Annotated in this window: 24 protein-coding genes; 11 read left to right on the forward strand and 13 right to left on the reverse strand. The window is 69.1% G+C overall.

Annotated features, from left to right (window positions below; translation table 11 throughout):
• Positions 1–73: 73 nt before the first annotated feature.
• A complete protein-coding gene (locus ATK36_RS12440) occupies positions 74–322 on the reverse strand; it encodes an SCO4848 family membrane protein (protein WP_098511434.1) in 249 nt (82 codons plus the stop codon).
• Between the two features lie 42 nt (positions 323–364).
• Between ATK36_RS12440 and ATK36_RS12445 the strand changes: the two genes are divergently transcribed.
• Positions 365–1,594: a D-alanyl-D-alanine carboxypeptidase family protein gene (locus ATK36_RS12445; RefSeq protein WP_098511436.1), complete on the forward strand. Its 1,230-nt coding sequence runs from the start codon at positions 365–367 to the stop codon at positions 1,592–1,594.
• On the opposite strand, the gene ATK36_RS12450 is transcribed toward ATK36_RS12445, so the two are convergent.
• The 3 genes from ATK36_RS12450 to ATK36_RS34415 form a co-directional block, all read right to left on the reverse strand.
• A complete protein-coding gene (locus tag ATK36_RS12450; protein WP_098511437.1) occupies positions 1,591–2,604 on the reverse strand; it encodes a YhjD/YihY/BrkB family envelope integrity protein in 1,014 nt (337 codons plus the stop codon). The two genes, ATK36_RS12445 and ATK36_RS12450, sit on opposite strands and share 4 nt — an antisense overlap.
• Before the next feature lie 93 nt (positions 2,605–2,697).
• Positions 2,698–3,720, reverse strand: a complete 1,023-nt coding sequence (gene trpS, locus ATK36_RS12455; RefSeq protein WP_098511439.1) for a tryptophan--tRNA ligase — start codon at positions 3,718–3,720, stop codon at positions 2,698–2,700.
• A gap of 58 nt (positions 3,721–3,778) precedes the next feature.
• Positions 3,779–4,462, reverse strand: a complete 684-nt coding sequence (locus ATK36_RS34415; protein ID WP_211291867.1) for a hypothetical protein — start codon at positions 4,460–4,462, stop codon at positions 3,779–3,781.
• Between the two features lie 1,060 nt (positions 4,463–5,522).
• Between ATK36_RS34415 and ATK36_RS12465 the strand changes: the two genes are divergently transcribed.
• On the forward strand, positions 5,523–6,236 hold the full coding sequence (locus ATK36_RS12465) for a chitinase (protein WP_098511440.1): 714 nt from the start codon (positions 5,523–5,525) through the stop codon (positions 6,234–6,236).
• A gap of 398 nt (positions 6,237–6,634) precedes the next feature.
• On the opposite strand, the gene ATK36_RS12475 is transcribed toward ATK36_RS12465, so the two are convergent.
• From ATK36_RS12475 to ATK36_RS12485, 3 genes are all read right to left on the reverse strand, one after another.
• A complete protein-coding gene (locus ATK36_RS12475) occupies positions 6,635–7,450 on the reverse strand; it encodes an exodeoxyribonuclease III (protein WP_098511443.1) in 816 nt (271 codons plus the stop codon).
• Between the two features lie 95 nt (positions 7,451–7,545).
• Positions 7,546–7,857: an SH3 domain-containing protein gene (locus ATK36_RS12480; protein ID WP_098511445.1), complete on the reverse strand. Its 312-nt coding sequence runs from the start codon at positions 7,855–7,857 to the stop codon at positions 7,546–7,548.
• A gap of 190 nt (positions 7,858–8,047) precedes the next feature.
• Positions 8,048–9,271: an NADP-dependent isocitrate dehydrogenase gene (locus ATK36_RS12485; RefSeq protein WP_098511446.1), complete on the reverse strand. Its 1,224-nt coding sequence runs from the start codon at positions 9,269–9,271 to the stop codon at positions 8,048–8,050.
• Between the two features lie 223 nt (positions 9,272–9,494).
• On the opposite strand from ATK36_RS12485, the gene ATK36_RS12490 reads away from it, so the two are divergent.
• The 6 genes from ATK36_RS12490 (at position 9,495) to ATK36_RS34665 (ending at position 12,910) form a co-directional block, all read left to right on the forward strand.
• Positions 9,495–9,983 (forward strand): hypothetical protein, encoded by a 489-nt coding sequence (locus ATK36_RS12490; protein ID WP_245914661.1) that lies wholly within the window; start codon positions 9,495–9,497, stop codon positions 9,981–9,983.
• Positions 9,984–9,995: 12 nt separating this feature from the next.
• A complete protein-coding gene (locus tag ATK36_RS12495) occupies positions 9,996–10,358 on the forward strand; it encodes a DUF2203 domain-containing protein (RefSeq protein WP_098511448.1) in 363 nt (120 codons plus the stop codon).
• A gap of 32 nt (positions 10,359–10,390) precedes the next feature.
• Positions 10,391–10,990, forward strand: coding sequence for a class I SAM-dependent methyltransferase (locus ATK36_RS12500; protein ID WP_098511450.1), 600 nt, complete (start codon positions 10,391–10,393; stop codon positions 10,988–10,990).
• A 166-nt stretch (positions 10,991–11,156) separates the two neighbouring features.
• Positions 11,157–11,735 (forward strand): HhH-GPD-type base excision DNA repair protein, encoded by a 579-nt coding sequence (locus ATK36_RS12505; protein WP_098511451.1) that lies wholly within the window; start codon positions 11,157–11,159, stop codon positions 11,733–11,735.
• A 148-nt stretch (positions 11,736–11,883) separates the two neighbouring features.
• Positions 11,884–12,534: a DUF433 domain-containing protein gene (locus ATK36_RS12510; RefSeq protein ID WP_098514836.1), complete on the forward strand. Its 651-nt coding sequence runs from the start codon at positions 11,884–11,886 to the stop codon at positions 12,532–12,534.
• Positions 12,524–12,910, forward strand: a complete 387-nt coding sequence (locus ATK36_RS34665; protein WP_098511453.1) for a PIN-like domain-containing protein — start codon at positions 12,524–12,526, stop codon at positions 12,908–12,910. Before ATK36_RS12510 ends, ATK36_RS34665 begins: the two co-directional genes overlap by 11 nt.
• A gap of 24 nt (positions 12,911–12,934) precedes the next feature.
• On the opposite strand, the gene ATK36_RS12520 is transcribed toward ATK36_RS34665, so the two are convergent.
• Positions 12,935–13,576, reverse strand: a complete 642-nt coding sequence (locus tag ATK36_RS12520) for a spermine/spermidine synthase domain-containing protein (protein WP_098511455.1) — start codon at positions 13,574–13,576, stop codon at positions 12,935–12,937.
• A 13-nt stretch (positions 13,577–13,589) separates the two neighbouring features.
• Positions 13,590–14,777 carry an MFS transporter gene (locus tag ATK36_RS12525; RefSeq protein ID WP_098511456.1) on the reverse strand — a complete coding sequence of 396 codons (1,188 nt, stop codon included), beginning with the start codon at positions 14,775–14,777 and terminating at the stop codon, positions 13,590–13,592.
• Between the two features lie 110 nt (positions 14,778–14,887).
• Between ATK36_RS12525 and ATK36_RS12530 the strand changes: the two genes are divergently transcribed.
• Together ATK36_RS12530 and ATK36_RS12535 are read left to right on the forward strand one after the other, a co-directional pair.
• Complete coding sequence (locus ATK36_RS12530; RefSeq protein ID WP_098514837.1) at positions 14,888–15,211, forward strand: ArsR/SmtB family transcription factor; 324 nt, start codon at positions 14,888–14,890, stop codon at positions 15,209–15,211.
• A gap of 189 nt (positions 15,212–15,400) precedes the next feature.
• Positions 15,401–16,573 carry an MFS transporter gene (locus ATK36_RS12535; protein WP_098511458.1) on the forward strand — a complete coding sequence of 391 codons (1,173 nt, stop codon included), beginning with the start codon at positions 15,401–15,403 and terminating at the stop codon, positions 16,571–16,573.
• 4 nt (positions 16,574–16,577) lie between these two features.
• Here ATK36_RS12535 and ATK36_RS12540 read toward each other — a convergent pair whose 3' ends face one another.
• Together ATK36_RS12540 and ATK36_RS12545 are read right to left on the reverse strand one after the other, a co-directional pair.
• Positions 16,578–16,889 carry a DUF3017 domain-containing protein gene (locus ATK36_RS12540; protein ID WP_098511459.1) on the reverse strand — a complete coding sequence of 104 codons (312 nt, stop codon included), beginning with the start codon at positions 16,887–16,889 and terminating at the stop codon, positions 16,578–16,580.
• Positions 16,889–17,743, reverse strand: a complete 855-nt coding sequence (locus tag ATK36_RS12545) for a bifunctional methylenetetrahydrofolate dehydrogenase/methenyltetrahydrofolate cyclohydrolase (RefSeq protein WP_098514838.1) — start codon at positions 17,741–17,743, stop codon at positions 16,889–16,891. Before ATK36_RS12545 ends, ATK36_RS12540 begins: the two co-directional genes overlap by 1 nt.
• A gap of 228 nt (positions 17,744–17,971) precedes the next feature.
• Here ATK36_RS12545 and ATK36_RS34670 point away from each other — a divergent pair, with 228 nt between their 5' ends.
• A complete protein-coding gene (locus ATK36_RS34670; protein WP_425427408.1) occupies positions 17,972–21,559 on the forward strand; it encodes a glycohydrolase toxin TNT-related protein in 3,588 nt (1,195 codons plus the stop codon).
• Between the two features lie 180 nt (positions 21,560–21,739).
• Here ATK36_RS34670 and ATK36_RS12565 read toward each other — a convergent pair whose 3' ends face one another.
• Together ATK36_RS12565 and ATK36_RS12570 are read right to left on the reverse strand one after the other, a co-directional pair.
• On the reverse strand, positions 21,740–22,327 hold the full coding sequence (locus tag ATK36_RS12565; protein WP_098511461.1) for a pentapeptide repeat-containing protein: 588 nt from the start codon (positions 22,325–22,327) through the stop codon (positions 21,740–21,742).
• A 55-nt stretch (positions 22,328–22,382) separates the two neighbouring features.
• A complete protein-coding gene (locus tag ATK36_RS12570) occupies positions 22,383–25,721 on the reverse strand; it encodes an error-prone DNA polymerase (RefSeq protein WP_098511462.1) in 3,339 nt (1,112 codons plus the stop codon).
• Positions 25,722–25,726 lie beyond the last annotated feature (5 nt).

Here is a 25,726-nt window from a genome sequence, read left to right on the forward strand (position 1 = left end):
CCACCTCCAGGGTCGCGCTGAAGGTTAGGCAGCCCAGTCGCCGTACGCCACCTCCTAAGGAACGGTCACCGCATCAGGTGGCCGAGTCATGCTCCCGGGTGGTGGCCCGTACGGCTTTCCAGCCGACTACGCCGATGGCGGTACCGAGTATGAAGGAGACCACAGTGAGCACGGCGTGCACGATGAAATACCCAGTGGGCGATCCGTCCGCTGCCCACGACTGGTCGCTCGCCCAGAGATTCTTGGCGAAAGTGATCCAAATGATCCAGGACCACACCCCGAACGCCAGCAGGAAGATCGCGGTACCTCGAGAAATGCGCATGTCTTGAGTATGCAACCGCGCTCGCGACGCTAGCCTGCACGGGTGCACAACGCGTTTTCCCGATCGCGGCGAGCCGTCACCACTGCTCTTGCCGCCGGTCTCCTCGCCGTCGCCACGCCCGCCGCTTTCGCGATGCCCGCGCAGGCCCAGCAATGCGCCGGCCAGAGCGCACCGCCGCCGCCCGTGGACACTTCGGAGCACCCGAAGCCCGGCCTGCCCGCGCCTGCCGCCCTGCCGGTGCCCGCGCAACCGGTCGGCGGACCACGGCTCGGCGGCTGCGGCACGATCCTCCCGGACGGAGCGCCCGCGCTGCCGGACGGCGACACCTCCGCATCCTGGGTGCTGCAAGACCTCGACACCGGCTCAGTGCTCGCCGCGAAGGACCCGCACGCCCGCGAACGGCCGGCGTCTCTGATCAAGACGCTGCTGGCCCTCGTCGTGGTCAGCGAGCTGAAGCCGGACCAGATTGTGGTGCCCACCAAGGAAGACGCCGAGCAGGAGTGCACCTGCGTCGGCATCGCCGCGGGCGGGCAGTACACCGTCGATCAGCTGCTGCACGGCCTGCTGATGCACTCGGGCAACGACGTCGCGCACGCATTCGCCACCGCCCTCGGCGGTGTGGACGGCGCGGTGACCAAGATGAACCAGATGGCCGCGCGCATCGGCGCCACCGACACCCGGGCGGCCACGCCGTCGGGTCTGGACGGGCCGGGCATGTCGACCTCGGCCTACGACCTGAGCCTGGTCTTCCACTACGCGATGAAGAAACCCGAGTTCGCGCAAGCGGTGGCGACGAAGTCGTACACCATCCCGGCAGCCGCGGGGAAGCCGGCGATCCCGGTGTTCAACGACAACAAGCTGCTCGGCGCCTATCCCGGATTCCTCGGCGGGAAAACCGGGTTCACCGACGACGCACGGCACACCTATGTGGGTGGCGCCGAGCGCGACGGACATCGCCTCGCCATCGTGATAATGCGCGCCGAACAGCGGCCGACCCGCGTCGTCGACCAGGCGGCGAAGCTGCTCGACTACGGTTTCGGGCTGGAGAGCACACAGGCCGCACCGGTGGGCAAGATCGACTACCAGCCCTCCGCAACCGCTTCCGACGCGCCCGATGCCCAGGGCAACGTCTCCCCGGCCGGCGAAACGTCCGCGTCCGCCGAGAAGCCGGACGCGTTCGGCGTCACCGGCTGGGTGCTCACCCTGATCGTGGCGGCGGTCATCGTGGCCGGCCTGGTGATCGGGTACCAGCGCAAGCGCGTGCGAAGCTAGCCTTTGCGCCTGCCCAGCCAGCCGAGCAGCGCCCCGGCGCTGAACACCCCGGCCGCGGCACCGAGCCCGAGGCCACGCTGCACGGTGACGTCCGGGCGCAGCAGTACCGGCGCCGGCGGCTGCACCACCCGGCGCTGGTTCTCGCGTGCAGTGGCCGTCCACGCGGTGACCATCAGCAGGAACCGGGACACCAGGTTGGCGAACACCAGCAACCCGATCACCGGCCCGAAGATCGCCGCCGACGGGGAGTTGATCACGCTGGTGAGATAGATCGACGCGACCTTCTGCAGGATCACGAATCCGACCGCGGCGAAGATCGCGCCTTTCACCGCGCTGCGCATCGCCACGTGCTCCCGCGGCAGCCGCGCGATCACCCACAGGAAGACCAGTGTGTTCGCGACCAGCCCGAGCAGGATCGTCACGACCTGCAACAGGAACTTCGCCCAGGTCTGCTCCTGGAGGCCGACCAGCTCCAGCAGCAGCCTGCCGAGCCCGCTGCCCGCCGCGGTGAGCCCGAACGAGACGATCAGCGCCAGCCCGAGCCCGATCAGCGACAGCAGATCCTTGATCGTGGTGGCCACGAACGGCTGTGGCCGCTTCTCCTGGCCCCACTGCGCGGTGAGCGCGTCCCGCAGGTTCGCCATCCAGCCGACGCCGGAGTAGAGCGCCAGCAGCAGCCCGAGGATCCCGAGCCCGCTGCCGGAATCGAGCGCGCTGTCGGTGATGCCGTGCACCAGCGTCTGCAGACCCGCCGGCACCGAGTCGTCGATCCCGTGCTTGATCTGGCCGATCACCGTCTGGTTCTGCCCGAACACCAGGCCCACGACCGCGAACCCGACCATGAAGATGGGGAACACCGACAGCACGCTGAAATAGGTGATGGCGGCGGCGTAGTGGTTGCCGTAGTGCTCGCCGAACGACTCGTTGGCCCGGATCAGGTGATCCAGCCACGGGTACCTGCGCCGCAGCCGGGGCAGCAGCTTTTCCTTGTCACCGTTCTGTTTCGCCACCGGGGAACGCTAACCACGCCCGCCGCCACCCGCCACTCGAATGGGCCGTTGTGGTTACTCCACCCGGCGGATCAGGGGAAAGCCGCCACCGGTTCAGCGCGCGGGCGGCAGGAATCCGATCCGCGCGTAGGTGTTCTCCAGCGTTTCGGTCGCGACCTCGCGGGCGCGCCGCGCCCCGGCGGCCAGCACCCGGTCCAGCTCCGCCACATCGTCCAAATAGGACTGAACCCGGTTCTGCAGCGGAGTCACCCACTCCACGAGCACCTCGGCCAGGTCCTTCTTCAGGTCGCCGTAGCCCTTGCCATCGTAAGCCGCTTCGAGGTCGGGCACGGTGCGGTCGGTCAGCGCGGAGTAGATGCTGAGCAGGTTCGAGACGCCGGCCTTCTCCTCCGGGTCGAACCGGATCTCCCGGCCGGTGTCGGTGACCGCGGAGCGGATCTTCTTCGCCGACCGCTTCGGGTCCTCCAGCAGCTCGATCAGCCCGTTCGCCGCCGACGCCGACTTGCTCATCTTGGCCGTCGGGTCCTGCAGATCGTAAATTTTCGCCGTGTCCTTGACGATGTGCGCCTCGGGCACGGTGAACGTCGGGCCGAACCGGTTGTTGAACCGCTGCGCGAGGTTGCGGGTGAGTTCGAGGTGCTGCCGCTGATCCTCGCCGACCGGCACCGCGTTCGCCTGGTACAGCAGGATGTCCGCGGCCTGCAGGATCGGGTAGGTGAACAGCCCCACACTCGCCCGGTCGGTGCCCTGTTTGGCGGCTTTGTCCTTGAACTGGGTCATCCGGCCGGCTTCCCCGAACCCGGTCTGGCATTCGAGCACCCAGCTCAGCTGCGCGTGCTCAGGCACGTGGCTCTGCACGAACAACGCGCTCCGCGCCGGGTCGACCCCGATCGCGAGCAGCTGCGCGGCCGACCGGCGGGTGCGCTCCAGCAGCACCTTCGGCTCCTGCTCCACCGTGATCGCGTGCAGGTCGACGACGCAGTAGAAGGTCTCGTGGGTGTCCTGCAGCCGCACCCACTGACGCAACGCGCCGAGGTAGTTGCCGAGGTGAAAGGAGTCGGCGGTCGGCTGAATCCCGGAAAGCACCCGCAGGCGCCCGTTCTGTTCGTCGGACACGCCTAGATTCTTCCAGGGCCGGGATCGATGCCCCGCGCGAGGTCGGCGGAGCGCCCGTTCAGGGCTGCTGAAGGGTGCTCAACGGCCGGATCGGGTCCTCGGTCCCAGCCTCGCCTTGCTGAGCGGCCCGGTGCGGCTTCGCGGCGTTCGCGCCCCGGGTGCCGGCAGCCTTGGCGTTGGTCGCCCGGCCCGCTGGGAGCCTGGCCGCCGCAGCCGCCCTGCTCGCGACAGCGTTACGCGTCGGAATTCCTGCAGAGGAAACGGTCCTCGCCGAGGAGGCGGGTTCGACCGTGCGCGTTGGAGTTGTGGCGCTGTGTGACGGGGCGTTCGGCGTTGCGGCTGCGGGCGGTGCGGGGTCTTCCCATGCGGCAACGTGCTCTGAGCCATGACCCGACGACGCCTTGTCCGACGCGTCATCAGCCGGAGCGAGGTCGTGGGCCGCCATGCTGACCCCGCCCAGCGCACTCCGGTCAGCTTCGCCGAAGGACGGAGAAGTCTCCTCGTCGGCAGCGGCGACGTCGGCGGTCTCGGCCCCGCCAAGGCCTGCTTCGGCCTCCGTTTTGGCGCGCGCCTTGCGTCGCTGCCGCACCACGCCGAGCGTCATGCCGACGACCCCGAGCGCGACCGCGACCAGCCCGACCGGGCCGAGCATTCCGAACCCGGCCGAAGTGACCGTCTCCTGGGAAACGTCGTCGTCCGCGAATGCCGGTGCCGCGCCGGTCAACAGCAGGACCGCAGGCATCCCGAACACCGCCAGCACCCGCGCCGAAGGCCGCAAGCGACGGGACCCCGCCGGACGGCCGTCGCGTAGCGCCGACCGAGTCAGGAGGTGGCCTGGGTTGCGCACCGGAGTGCCTCCCGCGAAGTGACTGTTCCCGACGGGCAGCTCACCCGTTCGGATGAGGTACCCGTGCGCTGCTGGTGAGAAAACTACCGAGCGTGTCAAGACCGGTCCGATCCGATCAACTCGGGCGCCGAGACTAGCGCCCACCCGGGGAGCGCCCATGGCCGCCCCCGCACTGAACCGCATCACCAGTGGTCAGCGTTGTATTACGAGTCGATCACCAACCCAGCGCAGTCCCGCAACAAACCACACCCCGCCGGACACCAGCCCGGCACTGCACGCCTGGGCCGACTCACCGTGACCCCCGTGCACGGCGACGTAGCCGCCTCACGCACGGCCGGTCAGGGCCCCGGCAGAGTTGGCCGAGGGCCCGTGATCAGCAGAGAGAGCCATGGCTGCCCGACCGGTTTCGGGTCCGTGAAGGGGCCCCTGACGGACTCAGAGTCCGTGAAGGGGCCCTTCACAGCCTCAGAGGCCAGGGTTCCGGCAAAGTTGGTCGGGTACCGCGGCAGCGGGTGATGCGGAGGTGTGCGCGACCACCTCGTGGCGTGCACCGGACCGGTTTCGGGTCCGTGAAGGGGCCCTTCACGGACTCAGAGTCCGTGAAGGGCCCCTTCACAGCCCCTCCGCAGCTACGCAGGACCCTCCACGCCGACTTGCCGACACCCTGCACGGCCGGTCGCCGCGCGGCCGACCGCCGCTACCGCACCCGCCCGCGACAACGCAGGCAGATCCGGCCACCGCACCCGTCGGCGGAATCCACGCTTCGTGGGCGGCAGCCGAGCGAAACGCGGAAAAGCTCACCTGTTCAGCCCTCCCCGCTCACTCAATGTCAGTTATTAACCAACCCTGCTGGTCTTTTCGCATTCTCTTCTCCGAAGGCGGTTCTCGCGTCCACCACAGTGGTCTATACCTCTGTGGTGTAGACCACTGACCGGGCGACCAAAGGAGCGAGCCCATGTCTCTGCGCAGGATTCTCACCGCGTTCGTGACCAGCACGGCAGCCGCGATGGCGGTGCTCATACCGGAGGTCGCGCACGCGGCGCCGACCGCCGCGTTCCCGGTGAGCGAGGACCAATTCAACCAGATGTTCCCCGGCAGGAACCAGTTCTACACCTACGCCGGACTGACCGACGCGCTCGGCGCCTACCCCGGATTCGCCAACACCGGCAGCGATACTGTGAAAAAGCAAGAAGCCGCCGCGTTTTTGGCGAACGTGAGCCACGAAACCGGCGGCCTGGTGTACATAGTGGAGCAGAACACCGCGAACTACCCGCACTACTGCGACACCGGCCAACCCTATGGCTGCCCGGCGGGCAACGACCAGTACTACGGCCGCGGCCCGATCCAGCTGAGCTGGAACTTCAACTACAAAGCCGCCGGCGACTCGCTCGGCATCGACCTGCTGAACCATCCGTCACTGGTCGCGCAGGACCCGGCCGTGTCCTGGAAAACCGGGCTCTGGTACTGGAATACCCAATCCGGCCCGGGCACGATGACCCCGCACGACGCCATGGTCGACGAACGCGGCTTCGGCGAGACCATCCGCAGTATCAACGGATCCATCGAATGCAACGGCGGCAACCCGGCCCAGGTGCAGAGCCGCGTCGACGCCTACACCAGGTTCGCCGGCATCCTCGGCGTCGACCCGGGCGGCAACCTCAGCTGCTGACCACCTACCGGGCTCTCCCCTCCCCCAGCTGCCCCCCGGCCCCTGCCGGGGGGACAGCAAAGCTGGTCGAGGACCCGTGATCAGCAGCGAGAGCCGTGGCTGCCGCGTCATCATCGACGACACCTGCCCTCTCGATCGATTGCGCCCGGCAGCGGGCGATGCAGAGGCGTTCGAGACGCGCGACCACCTCGCACTGTGCGCCAGACCTGTCTCGGGGTCTGTGAAGGGGCCCTTCACAGACTCAGAGTCCGTGAAGGGCCCCTTCACGGACCTCCGCGAGGCGGGTTCTCGCCCCGCGGAGGCGCAGGCCCCTCACACCGACTTTGCCGACACCCTGCCCCGGGGGGACAGTTACGTTGCCGGGTAACGGAAAGCCACCCGCCCCACGAGGACCGGCCTCAGCTCGGGAACGGCACATCGTATGTCGCGGTGACCGGGGCATGGTCGGACCACCGCAGGTCATAGGACTCGGCTCGCTCGACCGTCACCGCGGTGACCTTCTCGGCAAGGCCGAGGGTGGCCAGCTGGAGATCGATCCGCCAGCCGGAGTCGTTGTCGAAGGCCTTGCCGCGGTAGGACCACCAGGTGTACGGGCCGGGGCCGGTGGCGTCGAGCCTGCGTTGCACATCGGCGTAACCGGCCTCGTGGACCCGGCCGAGCCAGGCGCGTTCCTCCGGCAGGAAACCGGAATTCTTCTGGTTGCCACGCCAGTTCTTCAGGTCGATGGTGTCGTGGGCGATGTTCCAGTCGCCCACCACGACGACCTCCCGCCCGGCCGCGGCGGCCTTCCCGCGCAGCTCCGCGAGGTAGGGCAGGAACGCGGCCATGAAGCGTTCCTTCTCCTCCTGCCGCTCGGTCCCGACCTCGCCGCTGGGCAGGTACAGACTCGCCACGACCACCCCAGGCAGGTGCATTTCGAGATAGCGCCCACTGTCCTCGAACTCCGGCTCACCGAACCCGGTACGCACTTCGTCCGGCTCGACCCGGCTGTAGAGCGACACCCCGTTGCGCCCCTTGACGGCCGACGGCGCGTGCGCGGCGAACCAGCCCTCGGGCTCGACGACCGAAGCGGGCAGCTGCGCGGCCTCGGCCCGCACTTCCTGGCACGCGACGACGTCGGCCTTCGTGGCGGCGAGCCACTCGACGAAGCCCTTTTTCACGGCGGCCCGCAGGCCGTTGACATTCACGGTGGAGACGGTCAGCACCCCGCGCACGCTACCCGGCGGGTACGACAATTCCGGCCGTGGCTCGGCGGTCGCCGATCAACCGCACCCGGCGCCGCGGCGCGGGCGGGCTGATCACCGGCGCGTCAGCACCTCGAGCCGTCCAGCGGCTTCAGGAACCCGTCGGCCACCCACTTGCCTTCGACGACCTTGCGGAATCCGTTCTGTACCACCGGTTGCGCGTTGAATTTGGCACCGTTCAAGTACTTCCCGACGATCTTCCCGTCGCCTGCCGGGGTTTCACGGGCGTTCAGCACGTCCGCGGTCACCGACATCGTGCATCCGGTCGGGGCCCCCTGCGCGTCGGCCTCGCCCTTCTGGTTGACCACGTAGAAGATGAAGACCACTACGGCGGCCCCGATGATGATCAGCGCCTTCTTCGGCAAACCCAGGATCACAGCAGCTCCTCAGTCGCGAAACGGTTACCAGAGTAGAGACCCCGGGCCCGCGCAGACAGAGGTGCGCACGTAGACCACCCGGTGGCGGGAACGACCGTCACCGGGTCATGACGCACAGTCATCGAATGGCGAAGGGCACCTCGGAAGACTCCTCCGAGGTGCCCTTCTGCCAGGAAAACCCTGCCGAAGATCAGCCCTGCGCGACCTTCTTGGCCAGGTTCGTGTCCAGCGTCGCGAGGAACTCCTCGGTCGTCTGCCACGGCTGGTCCTTGCCGACCAGCAGCGCGAGGTCCTTGGTCATCTTGCCGCTCTCGACGGTGTCGATCACGACCCGCTCCAGCTTGTTCGCGAAGCCGATCAGCTCCGAGTTGGAGTCGAGCTTGCCGCGGTGCTCGAGGCCGCGGGTCCACGCGTAGATCGAGGCGATCGGGTTCGTGGAAGTCGGCTTGCCCTGCTGGTGCTGGCGGTAGTGCCGGGTCACCGTGCCGTGCGCGGCCTCCGCCTCGACGGTCTTGCCGTCCGGCGTACGCAGCACCGAGGTCATCAGGCCGAGCGAGCCGAAGCCCTGCGCCACGGTGTCGGACTGCACGTCACCGTCGTAGTTCTTGCAGGCCCAGACATACCCGCCCTCCCACTTGAGCGCCGCGGCGACCATGTCGTCGATGAGCCGGTGCTCGTAGGTCAGGCCCTTGGCGTCGAAGTCGGACTTGTACTCCGCCTCGAAGATCTCCTGGAACACGTCCTTGAACATGCCGTCGTAGGCCTTGAGGATGGTGTTCTTGGTGGAGAGGTAGACCGGCATCCCGCGGTCGAAACCGTACTGCAGCGACGCGCGCGCGAAGTCCTCGATCGACTTGCGGTAGTTGTACATCCCCATGGCGACGCCGCCGCCCTCCGGGTACTGCGCGACCTCGAACTCCATCGGCGCGGACCCGTCGGCCGGGGTGTAGGTCATGGTCACCGTACCCGGGCCGGGGACCTTGAAGTCGGTGGCCTTGTACTGGTCGCCGTGCGCGTGCCGGCCGATGATGATCGGCTTGGTCCAGCCCGGTACCAGCCGCGGCACGTTCGCCATGATGATCGGCTCGCGGAACACCACGCCGCCGAGGATGTTGCGGATGGTCCCGTTCGGGCTCCGCCACATCTTCTTCAGGCCGAACTCCTCCACCCGGGCCTCGTCCGGGGTGATGGTGGCGCACTTGACGCCGACGCCGTGGCGCTTGATGGCGTTCGCCGAGTCGATCGTGATCTGGTCGTCGGTGCGGTCCCGCTCCTCGATGCCCAGGTCGTAGTAGTCCAGGTCGATGTCCAGGTACGGGTGGATCAGCTTGTCCTTGATGAACTGCCAGATGATTCGGGTCATCTCGTCGCCGTCGAGTTCTACGACGGTGCCCTGGACTTTGATCTTGGCCATGAGCAGCGGTGCTCCTTCCGCGGATCTCTTCGCGTTCGACTCTCTTCGGTAGCGGTACAAGCGTACTGCTAAACAGAGCTGGATGGTTCCAGAAGTGGTCGGCGTCAAGTCTCCACCCACCACCGGCCGTCCCGGCGACCGGGCACAGACCGCGAAGATTCGCGGAACCGGGCGAACCCGGCGACCATCCCATCGCCGGATCAGTCACCCGGGAGGTCACCCCATGTCCGTTCCCCCGCCGTATTCCACCTTTTCGCCCACCGTCGTGCCACCAGCGAGCCGGACGGGCGCACGCGTGCTGAGCGGGCTGGCCGGCCTCGTCCTCACCCCCGTCGCGCTCGGCCTGCTCGGCTACGGCGGGTACCGGCAGCAGAACGTGCTGGCCACATACGCGGCGCACAGTGACGCCGTCAGCGTCGTCCTGCTGGTCGCAGGCGCGCTGCTGCTGCTCGCGGTGGCCACGCTCGGCGCGTGGTCCTCTGCCGGGCCGCTGCTGGGTGGGCTGCTGTGGGGAGTGCTGCCTGGCCTCGTGACGCTCGCCATGCCGCAGTGGGGGCTGGAGCTGCTGAACCTCGTGCCGTGGGGCCAGCTGCGCTTCGGGGTGGCCACCTGGCTGTTCACCGGCGCTCTGTTCGGCTGCGGATTCCTGCTGGTCGGTACCGGCCTGGCCAGTTCACTGGTGCGCCGCCGCCGGGAGCCGCACGCCCGGTGAGAACATTTGCAGATGGGATTGTTCACCGTGGCGGAAGCCCGCGCCGAACTCGCCCGGCTGCGCCCGGTGCTCGACGAGCTCGTCCGGATCCGGGCGGACGCCGCCGAGCTGGCCGCGTCGCTGCGGCCCGGTGGGCGGGACACCGACCTCGGCGGCCTGCCCGAGTGGAAGGCCGCGCAGGCCCGGCTCGACGACCTGATGACCGCGGTGCAGGCCACCGGCGCGGAGCTGAAGGGGTTCGCCCCGCTGCTGGTGGACTTCCCGGCCACCCTCGGCGACGACGACGTCCTGTTGTGCTGGATCGAGGGCGACGACGAGCTGAGCTGGTACCACCGCGTCGATCTCGGCTTCGCCGGTCGGCGCCCGCTGCCGTGAAAATCGCTGGTCAGCGGCACTAAGGTGGGCGGGTGAGCGAACTGTTCGACGCCCAGGCCCCCGGTTACGACGCAGACAGCTTCCACCCGCTCGTGGCGGACACCCTGGTGGACGGCCTGTCCCCCGGCCCTTCGCTGCTCGTCGACGTCGCCACCGGCACCGGCGCCGCAGCATTCGCGTCGCTGCGCCTCGATCCGGCGGCAGTGCTCGCGGTGGACTTCTCCCCCGCGATGATCGAGCAGGCGCACCGAAAAGCCGCGCGACTCGACCCTGGGGGACGGATCTCCTGGCAAGTCGCCCCCGCAGTACCGCTGCCGCTCGACGACTCTTCGGCGGACGCCGTCGTGTGCGCGTCCGCACTGCACTTCCTCGGCGCGGCCGCACTCGCCGACTGGCGCCGGGTACTGCGCCCCGGCGGACAGCTGGCGTTCAGCATCTCCCTGGCGCAACGCCTCCACCGAAACGGCGCTTTCGGCGAGTTGATGCCCCAGGACTTGACTCTGCCGTCGACCGCCGACGAGGCAGCCGCACTGGCCACCGACGCTGGTTTCGTGTCGGCGACGGCCCGGACGGTGACGTCGCACGATGGTGACCGGGTGCGGGAGGTCTTCGCGGTGTTCGCCGAGGGGTGAGGGCATTGGCGCCGCGATGAACTGCCGAAGCCTGCCATCCGTTGCCGTGCAAGCGTATCCATCAACCGCAGGTGGCCCCCCGCGTGCACGTTGACCCACCTCCGGCACTACCTCGCCGCGCTGCCACACGCGCGCGGCCCCGAGCAAGGCGTGAGATCCTGGTCCCATGCTGCGTGAACTGCATCTGACCGGCGACCCGGCGGCGGACAAGCTGCTCAACGACGACCCGTTCGCCCTGCTCGTCGGCATGCTGCTGGACCAGCAGTACCCGATGGAACACGCCTTCGCCGGGCCGCGGAAGATCGCCGACCGGATGGCCGGGTTCGAGCTCGGCAAGATCGCCGCGACGGACCTCGACACCTTTGTCGAACTGTGTGTCACCCCGCCGGCCATTCACCGGTACGGCGGTTCGATGGCCCGCCGGGTGCATGCGCTCGCGCAGCACATCATCGAGCACTACGACGGCGATACCGAGGGGATCTGGCTGTCCGGACGCCCCAAACCGGACGGCCCCGAGGTTCTCGAACGACTCAAGGCACTCCCCGGATTCGGCGAACAGAAAGCGAAGATCTTCCTCGCCCTGCTCGGCAAACAACGCGGCGTACAACCAAAAGGCTGGCGCGAAACGACTGGCGCGTACGGCGACCGCGGCTCCCGCCGTTCCATCGCGGACGTGACCGACGAGAAGACCCTGGCCGAAGTCCGCGCGTTCAAGAAGGCGGCGAAGGCTGCGGCCAAGGGTTAACGCGCGAACCAGACCACGTCCGGCTCGCCTCGCGGCACGGAACTGGCGTCGAAGCCAACCGCTACGCGAACGCAGAACGCAACCGGCGCAACTCGGACCGGATAGAGTAGCCCTCGACAGGACAGCCCACATGCTCGGAGGAGGCACCGTGGTCGACAAGTTCACCGCTCCACTGCTGACTCCCAAAGAGGTGGCTCGGCACCTTCAGATCCCGCAATCCACGATGTACGGCTGGCTCGGCGAGCAAGCCGGTGGCACCCCGCTGGTCCACCAGGTCACACCGGAGCGGCACGGGAGGCCCTCGGTCCCGTTCGTCGCCGTGGTCGAAGCCTATGTCCTGCGCGCGCTGCGCGACCTCAAGCTCACCAAACGTAAAATCAGGGACGCCGCGGCCGAGGTTCGAAGCTCATTCGATACACCGTATGCACTGGCAACGAAGAAGATCGCGACCGACGGCGTGGACATCTTCGTGCACTACCTGGACGGCGACCTCGCACGCGTCGGCGACGGCCAACGTCCATTCCGCGAGGTGATCAACGATTACCTGCACTTCATAGAGTGGGACACCAACGATGGCTTCGCCGGCAGCCTTCGCCTCCGGCAATACCCGGATATCGCCCCGGTGGTCATCGACCCACGATTCGGCTGGGGAGCACCTGTCGTCGAATCTGCCAGAGTACCGGTGGATACCGTCGTTGATCTTTGGCTGGCGGGCGAGTCGTTTTCTGACGTAGCCTACGAATACGGGCTGACCCCGGAACAAGTCGAATCATTGTGCCGAGCCGCCCGTGCCGCATGAGTTCTTTCTCGACCGAGGGCTCGGCCGGCGGCTGGCAGAAGAACTGACCATGCGCGGCTGGACAGTACACAGAGCTGCGGAGCACTTTCCGGACGACGCACAGCACGTCGCCGACGAGGACTGGCTCGCCTACGGCCTGACCAGAGGGTGGTCACCTCTGTGCAAAGACGGACGAATCAAAGGACGCGACATAGAACGCACCCCTTTGCAAACCTACAACGGCGTTCTCTTCTACCTCGATAACCAGAAGCTCCGGGTTGTCGAAATGGTCCAACGTTTCGAGCGACACCGCGAAGCAATCCACCGCGCAGTCGTTCGCGGAGGCCCTCGCGCCTATGCAGTAGGAGTCCGGGAACTACGCTCCACCTGGCCGTAACCAATGCGCGGCGGAAACCACCGGTCAACGCGCGAACCAAACCACATCCGGCTCACCTCGCGGCACCGGAACCCGCACCACTTCCACCGAATCGAACCGCTCCCGCAGCCGTTGCGTGAACGCCGGGGCCGCGCCCGCGCTCCACACCGCCAGTACGCCACCCGGGCGCAGCCGCCGGGCGAGCCGGTCCAAGCCATCCGCGGCATACGGCTCCGCGTTGCCTTCCGTGACTGTCCACTCAGGACCGTTGTCGATGTCGAGGCACAGCGCGTCGAACGTCTCCTCCGTGGCGCGCAACCAGGTGAGGAGATCCGCTTCGACCACGGTCACCCGCGGATCGTCCAGCGCCCCGCCGTGCACTGCGCGCAGTGGGCCGGTGCGGTTCCATTCGATCACGGCCGGTTCGCGTTCGAGCACCACGATCTCGCCGACGCCGCCGTGATCCAGTGCGGCGCGCAACGAAAAACCGACGCCCAGCCCGCCGATCAGCAGTCGCGCGCCGGGGGCGAGCCGGCCGGCCGCGCCGGTCACCAGCAGCCGTTCCGACTCGCCATTTCGGGTGTCCATCAGGAAAACGCCGTTCTCGATCACTTCGAAACCGGCGCCGTCGGTGCGCAGCACCAACTCTCCACCATGTCCGGATACGACTTCCAGCACTTCGACCACGCCGGGCAGCCTCTCACGCCACGGCCCGCTCCCGAAGGAGCCGGGGCGCGCGTCCCCAAAAGAGCAGGGTGACCAGAATGGCGACCGCGGTCAGGGCGGCGGCGAGCACCGGCAGGACGGTAGGCCCGCCCGAGGTAAGCACCGCGCCGCCCACCACCCCGGACAACCCGGCCCCGAGGTAGATCGCGGACGCATTCAGCGACAGCGTGAGCCCAGCGTGGCCAGGGGAAAGCTCGATCAGCCGGTGCTGCACGGGCGGGCTGAACGCCCAGGTCGCCAGCCCCAACAAGAACAACGCGACGGCCGCGCCCGGCACCGTCCGGGTCGCGATCGGCAGCAGCGCCATCACCACGGTGACCATGACCAGCACGAACAGCACCGGCCGCCGCGCGCCCCACCGGTCGGCCGCGCGGCCGCCGGCGAAATTGCCGATCGCGCCACCGATTCCGTAGCAGAACAGCAGCACCGTGACGGTCCCGCCGGAGACTCCGGCGGTCGCCGCGAGCAGCGGCGAGATCAGCGTGTAGACCATGAACGCGGCCAGGCAGGCGAGCACGGTGGTGACCAGCAACGCGATCACCCGCCGGTCCCGCGCCACGGCGAACCGCTCGGCCAGCCGGACCGCGGGCGGCGCGGCGACGGACGGCAGCACGAGCCGGACCGCGACGGCCCCGGCCAGCAGCAGTACGCCGACGAGCAGGAACGCGGCTTCGTAAGCGAAGCGCTGCGAGATCAGGCTGCCCAGCGGCACCCCGAAGATCAACGCGACGGTCAGCCCGCCGAACACCATGGCGACCGCCCGGCCGCGGCGATCCGGTGTGGTGAGTTCCGCGGCCACAGCGCTGGCCGCCGGGGTGAACACCGCAGCCCCGACGGCTGTGACGATCCGGGCGAGCAGCAACGTCGAGTACCCCGGCGCGATCGCCGCGAGCAGGTTCCCGCCACCGGCCACGACGAGCGCGGCGACGAGCAGCTTCCGCCGCTCCCACCGCCCGGTCACCGCGGCGAACACGGGCGAGCCCACCGCGTAGGCGATCGCGAACGCGGTGACGAGCTGCGCTGCGGCCGTGGCCGAGACGTGCAGCTCCGCGGTCAGCGACGGCAGCAGTCCGGCGACGATGTAACCGCTGGTGCCGACACCGAAGGCCCCGAACGCGAGCACGAGGTTCCGCGCCACGGCCGAAGACGGGACGGTGGTCATGAAGATGCCCCCAAGGCGAACGAGTGGATTAGTTCGACGAACGTCGTAGTTCGACGATGATCGTACACAGCGCCACCGACAATTTCGAGCGGCGTCGTACCATGGGCACCATGTCCGCCACCACACCGCCGTCTCCGCTCGCCTGCCCCGGGCGGGACGAGATGACCGTCGAGGCCGTCCTGCGCGCCCTCGCCGACCCGGTGCGGCTGGCCATGGTCCGGCAGCTGGCCGGTGCGGACCGCGAACTGCCCTGCCGCGCATTCAACGTCCCGGTGACCAAATCCACACTCACTCACCACCTGGCGATCCTGCGCCAGGCCGGCGTGGTGGCCGGCCGCCAGGACGGCACCACCCGGTTCAACTCGTTGCGGCGCAACGATCTCGACGCACTCTTCCCCGGATTGCTCGACGGAGTGCTCGCCGCACCACACTGAACATCGCGTTACGTGAACAGCCTCACCCGGATACCGGGATGACAAAGCCACCCGGCTTCGGTTGAACTGGACGCGCGGACAGACAGCACGACGGCGTCGCGGCCGCCCGTGGCTGTCTTGTTTTTTGGCCGTTTACTAAAGCGCTTCAGAACCGGTCTCGAACCCCCGATCTCCCCAGGAAGGAGAGCCGTGCCCGTCGCGTTGCTCGCACTCGCCGTCGGTGCCTTCGGCATCGGCACCACCGAGTTCGTGATGATGGGTGTGCTGCCCCAGGCCGCCTCGGATTTCCACATCGACATCCCGTCCGCCGGCTACTTCATCTCCGCCTACGCGCTGGGTGTCGTGATCGGCGCCCCGCTGCTCACCGCACTGGCCGTGCGGCTTCCCCGCAAGACCATGCTGCTGGCCATGATGGGCCTGTTCACCCTCGGCAACGGCCTGTTCGCGCTGTCGCCGAACCAGGACTTCGGCATCGCGTTCCGGTTCCTCGCCGGGCTGCCGCACGGCGCGTTCTTCGGGGCGGGCGCGGTGGTCGCGTCGAGCCTCGCCCGGCCGGGCGAGCGGGCCAAGGCGGTGTCCATGATGTTCATGGGCCTGACCATGGCGAACGTCATCGGCGTACCGGTCGGCACGCTGCTGGGCCAGCAGTTCGGCTGGCGGGTCACGTTCGGTCTGGTCGCGCTCATCGGGCTGGTGGCCATCGCGACGATCGCCAAGCTGGTGCCGCACCAGGGCCGTCCGGCCGAGCCGTCGCTGCGCGGCGAACTCGGTGCGTTCCGCCGTCCGCAGGTCTGGCTGGCGCTGGCCATCGTCATGTTCGGCCTCGGCGGGGTGTTCGCCTGCATGTCCTACATCGCGCCGATGCTCACCGATGTCGCCGGGTATTCGCCGTCCAACGTGACCGTGCTGCTTTCGCTCACGGGCGTGGGCATGACGCTCGGAAACTTCCTTGGCGGACGGCTCGCCGACAAGGCGTTGATGCCGAGCCTGTACGTCGCGCTGCTGTCGCTGGCCACCGTGCTCGCGATTTTCACGGTCACCGCGCAGGGCAAGGTCGGCGCGGCGATCACGATCTTCTTCGTGGGCTTCGCGGGCTTCATGATCGGCCCGATGATGCAGGCGCGGATCATGGAGAAGGCGGGCGGCACGCCGTCGCTCGTCTCCGCGGCGGTGCAGTCGGCCTTCAACATCGCCAACTCGATCGGCGCCTACCTCGGCGGCCTGGTGATCGCCGGCGGGCTCGGGTTGCTCGCACCCAACTGGGTCGGCGCGCTGCTGGCCGTGCTCGGGGTGTCCATCGCCGCGGTGTCCGGCCTGCTGGACCGGCGCGAGGCCGCGCGGGAACTCGCGCCGGCTACCTGAGAACTCAGGAGGACGAGTCGAGGGGGCCGCCCGTGATGGTGAGGGCGATGTAGAGGACCGCAGCGCACAACAGGCCGTAGGTCACCAGATCGACGGTCTTGCTGCGGATCGCGAGCAGCCCCACCTTCTCGACCGGCAGCACCGCGCGCGCCACACCTGCCACGAGCAGGGCCACGCCGACCAGCACGGCCCCCTCACGCCAGTGGTACTGGAAGGCCCGCTCCACGGCGACGAGGAGCAGCACGAGCACCGCCGCGAACGGCACGTGAACGGTCCACGCCCGACCGCCACGCGGCCGTTCGCCGGGCATCGCCATCACCCCGCGACCGCGCGTTCCGCGGCCTCGACCACGTTGCTGACCAGCATCGCCCGCGTCATCGGGCCGACCCCGCCGGGGTTCGGCGAGAGCCAGCCGGCGACTTCGGCCACCGCCGGGTCCACGTCGCCGGTGAGCTTGCCGCCGACGTGCGAGACCCCGACGTCGAGCACGGCCGCACCCGGCCGCACCATGTCCGGTTTGATGATCCCGGGCACGCCCGCGGCGGCGATCACGATGTCCGCGCGGCGAGTCTCCGCGGCAAGATCGCGGGTACCGGTGTGACAGAGCGTGACGGTGGCATTTTCACTACGGCGGGTGAGCAACAGGCCGAGCGTTCGACCAACCGTGATCCCACGACCGACCACAGTCACCTGCGCGCCGTCGAGCGGCACGTCGTGCCGTTTGAGCAGTTCGATGATCCCGTACGGGGTACACGGCAGGGCGCCCTGCTCGCCGAGCACGAGCCGGCCGAGACTGATCGGGGCGAGACCGTCCGCGTCCTTCGCCGGGGAAATACGCTCTAGCACGCGATTGGCGTCGAGGTGCCTGGGCAGCGGGAGCTGGACGAGGTAGCCGTGGCAGGCCGGGTCGGCGTTCAGCTCGTCGATGACGGCTTCCAGCTTCTCCTGCGAGATGTCCGCGGGCAGATCGCGGCGGATCGAGTTGACCCCGATCTTCGCGCTGTCGGCGTGCTTCATCTTCACGTACGCATGCGAACCGGGGTCGTCACCGACCAGCACGGTGCCGAGGCCGGGCGTCACGCCCTGCTCGGCGAGCGCGGCCACCCGCGGGCGCAGCTCCGCGAAAATGGCGTTTTTGGTGGCCTTGCCGTCCAGAATCTTCGCCGTCACGACCACCATCTTCGCAGCGCTGGGCACCACTGCACACTCGCGGGGTCCCTACGCTGCGTGCCGGGCACACCACCCGATCGGCCCGCGCGTCCTCCCCTGGCCGAGGGCCTCCCGGGCCTAGACTCCAAGCACTCCACCGCATCACCCACCCGGGCGTGTGACCTCCGCCATATCGCGTCGTACGAGGTCAGCGGGTCCGTGACCCCGTCCGTGGGTGGCAAATGCCCTATGCGGGGTGCGTCCGCGCCCGCGAACAGTCAAAATGGGCCTGTGGCACAACCGACGACGCAGCTGAATGCGACCGAGCAGGACACACTGGTCAAGCAGATCGGGCTGGCCCTGCTGCGCGCCGCCCCGCGCGACTGGCGCAAGGTCTCCGCGGAGTACCGCGCCGTCGGCAGGTACCACGAGCTGACCGGCGAGATCCGGCTCGAGGACGGCTCCGTGCAGGAGTGGATGGCCACGCACGACATCGCGACGCTGTTCGGCAAGCTGCGCGCCGGGATGTACCGGGACGGCCGCGGCACCTGGTTCAACGCGCGCTACCAGCTTGATCACCCGTCCAGCTACAACCTCGAATACAACCGCGACGAGCCGCAGTGGGACCTCGCGCCGCCGCCGCAGGCCTACTCCGACGAGCTGCGCACGTTCCCGCGCACCGAGGAGAACGTGCCGGAGTGGCTGATCCGCAGGCTGTCCGGCCTCGGCCCGGAACAGCCCGGCCCGCATTTCCGCATCGCCCGCATCTTCGACACCATCGGCCCGGCGGGGCGTCCGGTGCTCAACCGCCCCGACCTCGACGTCGCGGAGCAGGACCGGCTGCTGGACTACCTCGACCACGCCCCGGTGGTGGTCCAGGACCGCGGGTACGACATCGACCGGCTCGCGCAGACCCCGGAGGCCACCGTCCCGGTCGCCTTCCACAGCGACGGCGAGTGGATCTGGCCCGCCGCGGTGAACTTCTACCTGCGCACCTACGGGGTCTCCCCGGAAGCGGATCTGATCGACCACATCCGCGCCAACGGCTTCCAGCTCCCCCAGGTCGACGAGCCCACCCTGCAGGGCGCGGCCGGGTACCTGACCCGGGGCAATCAGCCACCGCAGCAACGCCCCGCGCCGCCCCGGCAGCCCGGTGCCGCGGCGCCGGGCGGACCGGCTCCCGCCGACCAGCACGGTTACGGCGACGAGTTCGATGGTGGCGGGCGGGAACGTGCCGATCGGCTGAGCGGCCCGGACATGGTGAACGGGCTCAGCGGTCCCGAGGCGATGACCGGGCCTGGTGGTGCGACCGGGCCGGGCAGGCCGAACGGTGCCGGTGGGCCTGGTCCGGGTGCCCCCGGACGGCCGGGTGAGCATGGTGGTCCTGGCGGCATGAACGGTCCCGGTGGCATGGGTGGCCAAGGCGGTCCTGGTGGGCCGGTCGGCGCCCAGGCCGGGCCGGACGGTCCGGGTGGGCCGGTGGGCCTCAGCGGACCCGGGCGGCCGGACGGTCCCGGTCATCAAGGTGGCCCTGGACGGCCAGACAGCCCGGGGGGGCCCGGCGGTTTCGGCGGGCCGGACGGCCCCGGCGGCCACAGTGGACCGGGCGGCCTCGGCAACCAAGGCGGACCAGGCGGCCCCAACGGTCCCGGACGGCCGGACGGTCCCGGCGGTCTCGGTGATCAAGGCGGCCACAACGGCCCCGGGCGAGCGGACGGCCCCGGTCAAGGTGGGCCGGACGGTCCCGGCCTCCAGAGCGGGCCGATCGGCCTCGGCAACCAAGGCGTTCCCGGCGAGCCGACCGGCCAAAGTGGACCGGGCGGGCTCAGCGGGCCGGGCGGCCAGAGCGGTCCGGGACGACCGGATGGTCCCGGACGGCAGAGCGGACCCGGCGAGCCGAGCGGCGCCGGAGCGATCCGCGGCGGGCCGGGTGCTGCCGCAGGGCCGGACGGCCCAGGCGGTGGACCGAGTGATCCCGGCGAGCCGACGAGCCCCAGTGGGCCCAGGATCCCCGCCGCAGCAGGCGCTCCCGGCGGTGGGCGGCCAGGCCCCGGGCAGGACGACTCCGGGCACGGCGGTATCGCCGCGGCCGCCGCGATCGGCGGGCTGGCCGCCGCGGGAGTGGCCGCCGGATTCGGCGGACGTTCCGGCGAGGACGCCCCCGGCGCGGAGCAGGACGAGACCGTTGCCGATACGGAGGCCGGCCACGCGCCGGAGCGCGCGTACAGCGAGCACGGCGCGCAGGCGGCAGACCCGGCCGCCCTCGATGCTGGTCCGGACCAGCATCGCCACGACGACTACGCCGACGACCACGAAGCGGGCGGACGCCGCACCGAGCCGGACTTCGGCGAGTACGAGGACGGCTACCGGGAACAGGGCGAGCCGTACCACGAGCAGGACCAGTCCTACCGTGAGCAGGGCCGGCAGTTCCACGAGCAAGATCAGCCCTATCACGAGCAAGAGGTGTACGGCGACGAGTTCGAGGAAAGCTTCGGCGCTGAGGAGCCCTACTACGAAGAGTCGGGCCGCAACGGCACCCCGCCGGTTCCCGAGGCCGAGCAGACCGCGCTGTACGCGCCGGTAAGCGACACCCCGGACGCTCCGTACGAGCCCGTCGAGGCGGAGCACCGCGAGGAGCCGGTCCTCTTCACCCACAGCAACGAGCCTGAACAGCACGACGAGCTGTACACGCACGCGGACCGCGCGCCGGAGCAAGCCGGTTACTCCGACGAGCGGCACGACGACGAGTCCGAGTTCGACTCGGGCCCGCCGACCGCGACGATCATGCCCGGCTCAGAGCTGCCCGGCGCGGTGCCGGTGGATCAGCCGTTCCCACTCACCCCGGCGTCGCGACCGGAGCCGGAGCCCGGCCCGCGCCAGTCCGGTGGACGGCGAGTGTTGCGGGAGCTGCCCGCCGAGCCGGCGCTGGCCGATCTGCAGTCCAAATTGGACGAGCTGAACGTGCCTGAGAACGCGTACGGGCTCGGTACGGCCACCGAACGCGGCTGGAGCGTAGAACAGGTCGGCGAAGGCTGGCGCGTCGGCTGGTACGACGGCGAACTGGTCAACCCCGCGGTGTTCGGCGACGCCGAGGACGCCGCCGCGTTCATGCTCGGCAAGGTGCTGCTGCACCCGGACGGGCATGTACCCGCCGAGCCGGCCCCGATGCCCGTGCCCATGCCCGTATCGGTGTCGGAGCCCGAGACGATCGCCGACGCACCGAAGCCGCCGGTGGTGGCGACTCTGTCGCCGGAGGTGGCCACCGGTTCGTTCCCGATCCGGCCGCGGGAGACCGTGCCGCCGCAGGAGCAGACCGCCTTCACCCCCGCCGACCAGCTGCTGGCCGACGACGAACCACCCGCCCGGCAGGCGCCGCCGACCGCTCCGCCCACGCAGATCGCCGCCCCGGTACGCCGGGAACCGCTGCCCCCCGCACCACGGGCGAACGGCGCACGCGCCGCGACCGGCGGTGGTGGCGGGAACCAGTGGCCGATCTCGCCGCTGGGTGGGGAACCGCCGTTGACCCTGTTCCGTGGCAAGGAGCTGCGGGAGCTGCCCGCGGGCAGTGAACTGGACCGGTTCGGCGGCCCGAACGGCAACCTGACCTACGCCGCGGGCACGCCGTTCGGGGAACGTTCGCTGGTCCCGGAGTGGATCACCCGCCCCTACCACGTTTACCGGGTGCAGCGTCCGCTGGAGGCTCTGGCCGGCGTGGCGATCCCCTGGTTCAACCAGCCCGGCGGCGGGTCGGCGTACCTGCTGCCCGCGAGCATCGAGGAACTCGTCGCCGAAGGCGATCTGGTCGAACTCGATCCGGGCGACCCGCCCATCGACTGACCACCTTCACTCCGGGCGACCCGCCCATCGACTGACCACCTTCACTACGACGCCAGCGGCGCTGTGAAGGGCCCCTTCACGGACTCAGAGTCCGTGAAGGGGCCCTTCACAGCCTGTCAAGCTAGGTAGCAGGCTTGACGGACACCAGCCAGCGCGCACTGTCCACTCGCCTTGGGCCGGCTACTTCACCACCAGGCCGTGCGCCGCGGCGAATCCGGCGGCCAGGTCGAGGTCCACGCGGGCGTCGCGGAGGTCGGCCTGGCGCAGGCCGTTCGCGTCGATCAGCGCGCCCCGCAGGTCGGCACCGGAGAGTTTCGTGCCGATCATCCGGGCGCCGGTCAGATCGGTCCCGCGCAGGTCGGAATCCGTCAAGTCGGCCTCGGTCAGGTTCGCTTCCCGCAGTCGCAGTCCGGAGAGGTCCAGTTTTCGCAGCCGCCCGCGGGCGAACGCGGCCAGGGACAGATCGCATTCGGTGAGTGCGATCCCGGTGAATCGGCAGTCCACAAAGGACGAACCGAGCAGGGAGCACGCCGACCATCGGCTCTGCGCGAGCACGGCGCGGTCGAAGGTGCAGGAGCGGAACGCGGAGGCGTCGTGCCGGGAGCGCGCCAGGTCGGCCTTCGTGAAGTCGCAGCCGTCGAACGTGCAGCCCCTGATGCGCACGTCCCGCAGGTCCGCCTCGGTGAAGTCGCAGCCGGTGAACTGGCGTTTTTCCCACCACTGCCCGGAAAGTTGCGCCTCGCGGTAGTCCTCGCCGGTCTCGGTCACCCGGACAGGATGACATCCGCGTGGCGCCGGCCGGTGCGACGGGGGACGGTTGGGCTCACCGGAAGTCCCGGGATCTCAGGGTGACCCGCATCGGCAGCGGCTCCAGCTTGAGTGCCCGCACGCTCGCCACGCCGTCGGCCGATTCGAGCACCCCCCGGACCAGCAGCGCCGGACTGGCCCTGGCGATCCGGTGGAACCGCTGCCACAGGCCGAGTGTGCAGATCACGTTGACCATACCGGTCTCGTCCTCCAGGTTGAGGAACGTGATCCCACCCGCGGTCGCCGGACGCTGGCGGTGCGTGACCGCGCCGCCGACGAGCACTTGCACGCCGTCGGGCAGCGAAAGCAGCCGGTCGGCGGTGACCACCCCGAGCGCGTCCAGCCGGTCGCGGATGAACTCGGTCGGGAAGTGCTCCGGCGAGATCCCGGTGGCCCACACGTCGGCGGCGGCGACGTCGAGCCCGTCCATGCCCGGCAGCATCGGCGCGTCGACTCCGGTCCCGGTGCCGGGTAGCTTCTCCGGCCGGTCCTGCGCCACCGCACCCGCCGACCACAGCGCCTGCCGCCGGTCGGGCACCAGCGCACTGAACGCGCCCGCGGTCGCCAGCGCCTCCAGCTGCGGTGTGGTGAGCCGCACCCGGCGGCCGAGATCGGACATGCTCTCGTACGGGCCGTTCGCGACGCGCTCGGTCACGATCTGCTCCGCGAGCGTCTCGCCGACCGTGCGGACGGTGCCGAGACCGTTCCGCACGGCGTGCAGCTTTCCTTTGTCCGGCAACGGTTCCAGCGTGGCATATGCCAGGCTGCGGTTGATGTCCGGGCCGAGCACGGTGACCCCGTGCCGTCGCGCGTCGGCCACCAGCGATTGCGGTGAGTAGAAACCCATCGGCTGCGCGCGCAACAGCCCCGCACAAAACGCATCCGGGTGGTAGTGCTTGAAATACGCACTCGAAAACACCAGATGCGCGAAGCTCAACGCGTGGCTTTCCGGGAAACCGAAATTCGCGAACGCCTTGAGCTTGTGGAAGATCTTCTCCGCCAGCTCCGGCTTCACCCCGTTCGCCACCGCACCGTCGAGGAACCGCTGCCGGAGCCGGGCCATCTTCCGCTCCGACCGCTTCGATCCCATGGCGTGCCGCAGCTGATCGGCCTCCGCGGCGGTGAAATCCGCGACATCCTGGGAGATCTGCATCATCTGTTCCTGGAACAGCGGCACGCCCAGCGTTCTGTCCAATGCCTTCTTCAGCAGTGGATGGTCGTGCTCCCACTCCTCCCGCCCCTGCTTGCGGCGAATATAGGGATGCACCGAACCACCTTGGATCGGACCGGGCCGGATCAACGCGACCTCCACCGCCAGATCGTAGAAGCTCTTCGGCCGCAGCCGGGGCAAGGTGGCCAGCTGCGCCCGGCTCTCCACCTGGAACACGCCGATCGCGTCGGCCCGGCACAGCATTTCGTAGATCCGCGCATCGGTGAGGTCCAATTCGGCGAGGTCGATCTTCTCGTCCTTGTATTCGTAGACCAGATCCATCATGTAGTGCAGCGCGGAAAGCATGCCGAGCCCCAGCAGATCGAATTTCACCAGCCCGACCGTGGCACAGTCCTCCTTCTCCCATTGCAGGACACTGCGGTCGGCCATCCGCGCCCATTCCACCGGGCACACCTGGCTCACCGGCTCGCGGCACAGCACCATGCCGCCGGAGTGGATGCCGAGGTGACGCGGGAAGTCCTCCAGCGCGAACGCGAGCTGCACGACGTCCTCGGGGATATCGTGATCGTGGTCCTTTTCCGTGCTGCGCAAGGCACCCCAGCGGTCGATCTGCTTGCTCCACGCATCCTGCTGGCCGGGCGAGTAGCCGAGCGCGCGGGCGGCGTCCCGGATCGCCGAGCGGGCGCGGTAGGTGATCACGTTGGCGACCTGCGCGGCATTGAGCCTGCCATGCTTGCGGTAGACGTGCTGGATCACCTCCTCCCGACGGTCGGATTCGATGTCGAGGTCGATGTCCGGATAGCCGTCCCGCTCCGGGGCGAGGAACCGCTCGAAGAGCAGGTGATATTTCATCGGGTCGACGTTCGTGATCCCCAGCGCGTAGCAGACCGCCGAGTTGGCCGCGGATCCCCTGCCCTGGCACAGGATATTATTCCTGCGACAGAACCGCGAGATTTCCCAGACGATCAGGAAATACCCGGGGAACTCCTTTTCCTCGATGATCTTCATCTCATGTTGGATCTGGCGCCACACGTCGCCGGTCAGGTCTTTTGTCCCGTAACGCTTCCGGAACCCTTTCTTGACCCGGTACCGCAGATAACTGGCCTCGGTCTCCCCCTCGGGCACGTCGTAGGGCGGCAACTCCGGACGGACCAGCTCCAGCTGAAAAGCGCATTCCATACCCAGCAGCGCGGACCGTTGCACCGCGCCCGGGTAACGCCGGAAGATCTCCGCCATTTCGTTGCCGGAACGCAGGAACGCGGTCCCGTCACTGGGCAGCCAGCCCTCCAGATCGTCGATACTGCGTCGCGCCCGGATGGCCGCGACTGCGTCGGCGAGCCTGCCGCGTTCGGGACGTGCGTAATGCGCGGCAGTGGTGGCGATGGTCGGCAGGTGAAGCTCGTCGGCCAACTCGGCGAGCAGGTCGTTGTGCGTGCTGTCGAGTGGCTGGCCGTGGTCGATCAGCTCGACGTACACCTGGTCGCGGCCGAAGAGATCGACGAGCCGGCGTAGCTCGGCGAGCGCCGCATCCGGACCTTCCCGCACCAGCGCCGAACGTACGGAACCCTTGCGGCATCCGGTAAGCACGGCGCACTGCCCCGCGGTCTCCTCGGCAACCGCGGCCAGATCGTAGATCGGACGGCCCTTCTCCGCGCGTTCCCCGACCGGCCCGTCACCGTCGCAGCCATGCAGCTGGCCGGCGGTGATCGCGCGGCACAGGCTCCGGTAGCCGTCCCGACCGCGGGCCAGTAGCAGCAGATGCTCCCCCTCCGGGTCGGCGACACCGTTCTGTGGCTGGGAAAGCCCGAAGCTCAGCTCCGTGCCGAACACCGTGGCGATGCCGAGTTCCTTCGCCGCTTCGGCGAACCGGACCACGCCGTACATTCCGTCGTGATCGGTGAGCGCGATCGCGTCGAGCCGCAGCCGCGCGGCCTCCTCCACCAGTTCCTCGGGATTGCTCACCCCGTCGAGAAAGCTGAACGTGGAATGACAGTGCAACTCGGCGTAAGCCACCCGCGGCGGAGCCTCGAAATCGCTCTGCGGCGCCGGCACATCGGCGGGCCGCCGGTACTCCGCGCGTTTACGCCCCCAGGCCGGGCTGTCCCCGTGATCACCGGGCGGCAGCCCGCCCGCCAAGGACCGGGCGAGATCCTTCCACGGAACCGGCGGATTGCTCCAGCTCATCCCGG

This window comes from Amycolatopsis sulphurea, assembly GCF_002564045.1.
GTDB classification, from domain to species: domain Bacteria; phylum Actinomycetota; class Actinomycetes; order Mycobacteriales; family Pseudonocardiaceae; genus Amycolatopsis; species Amycolatopsis sulphurea.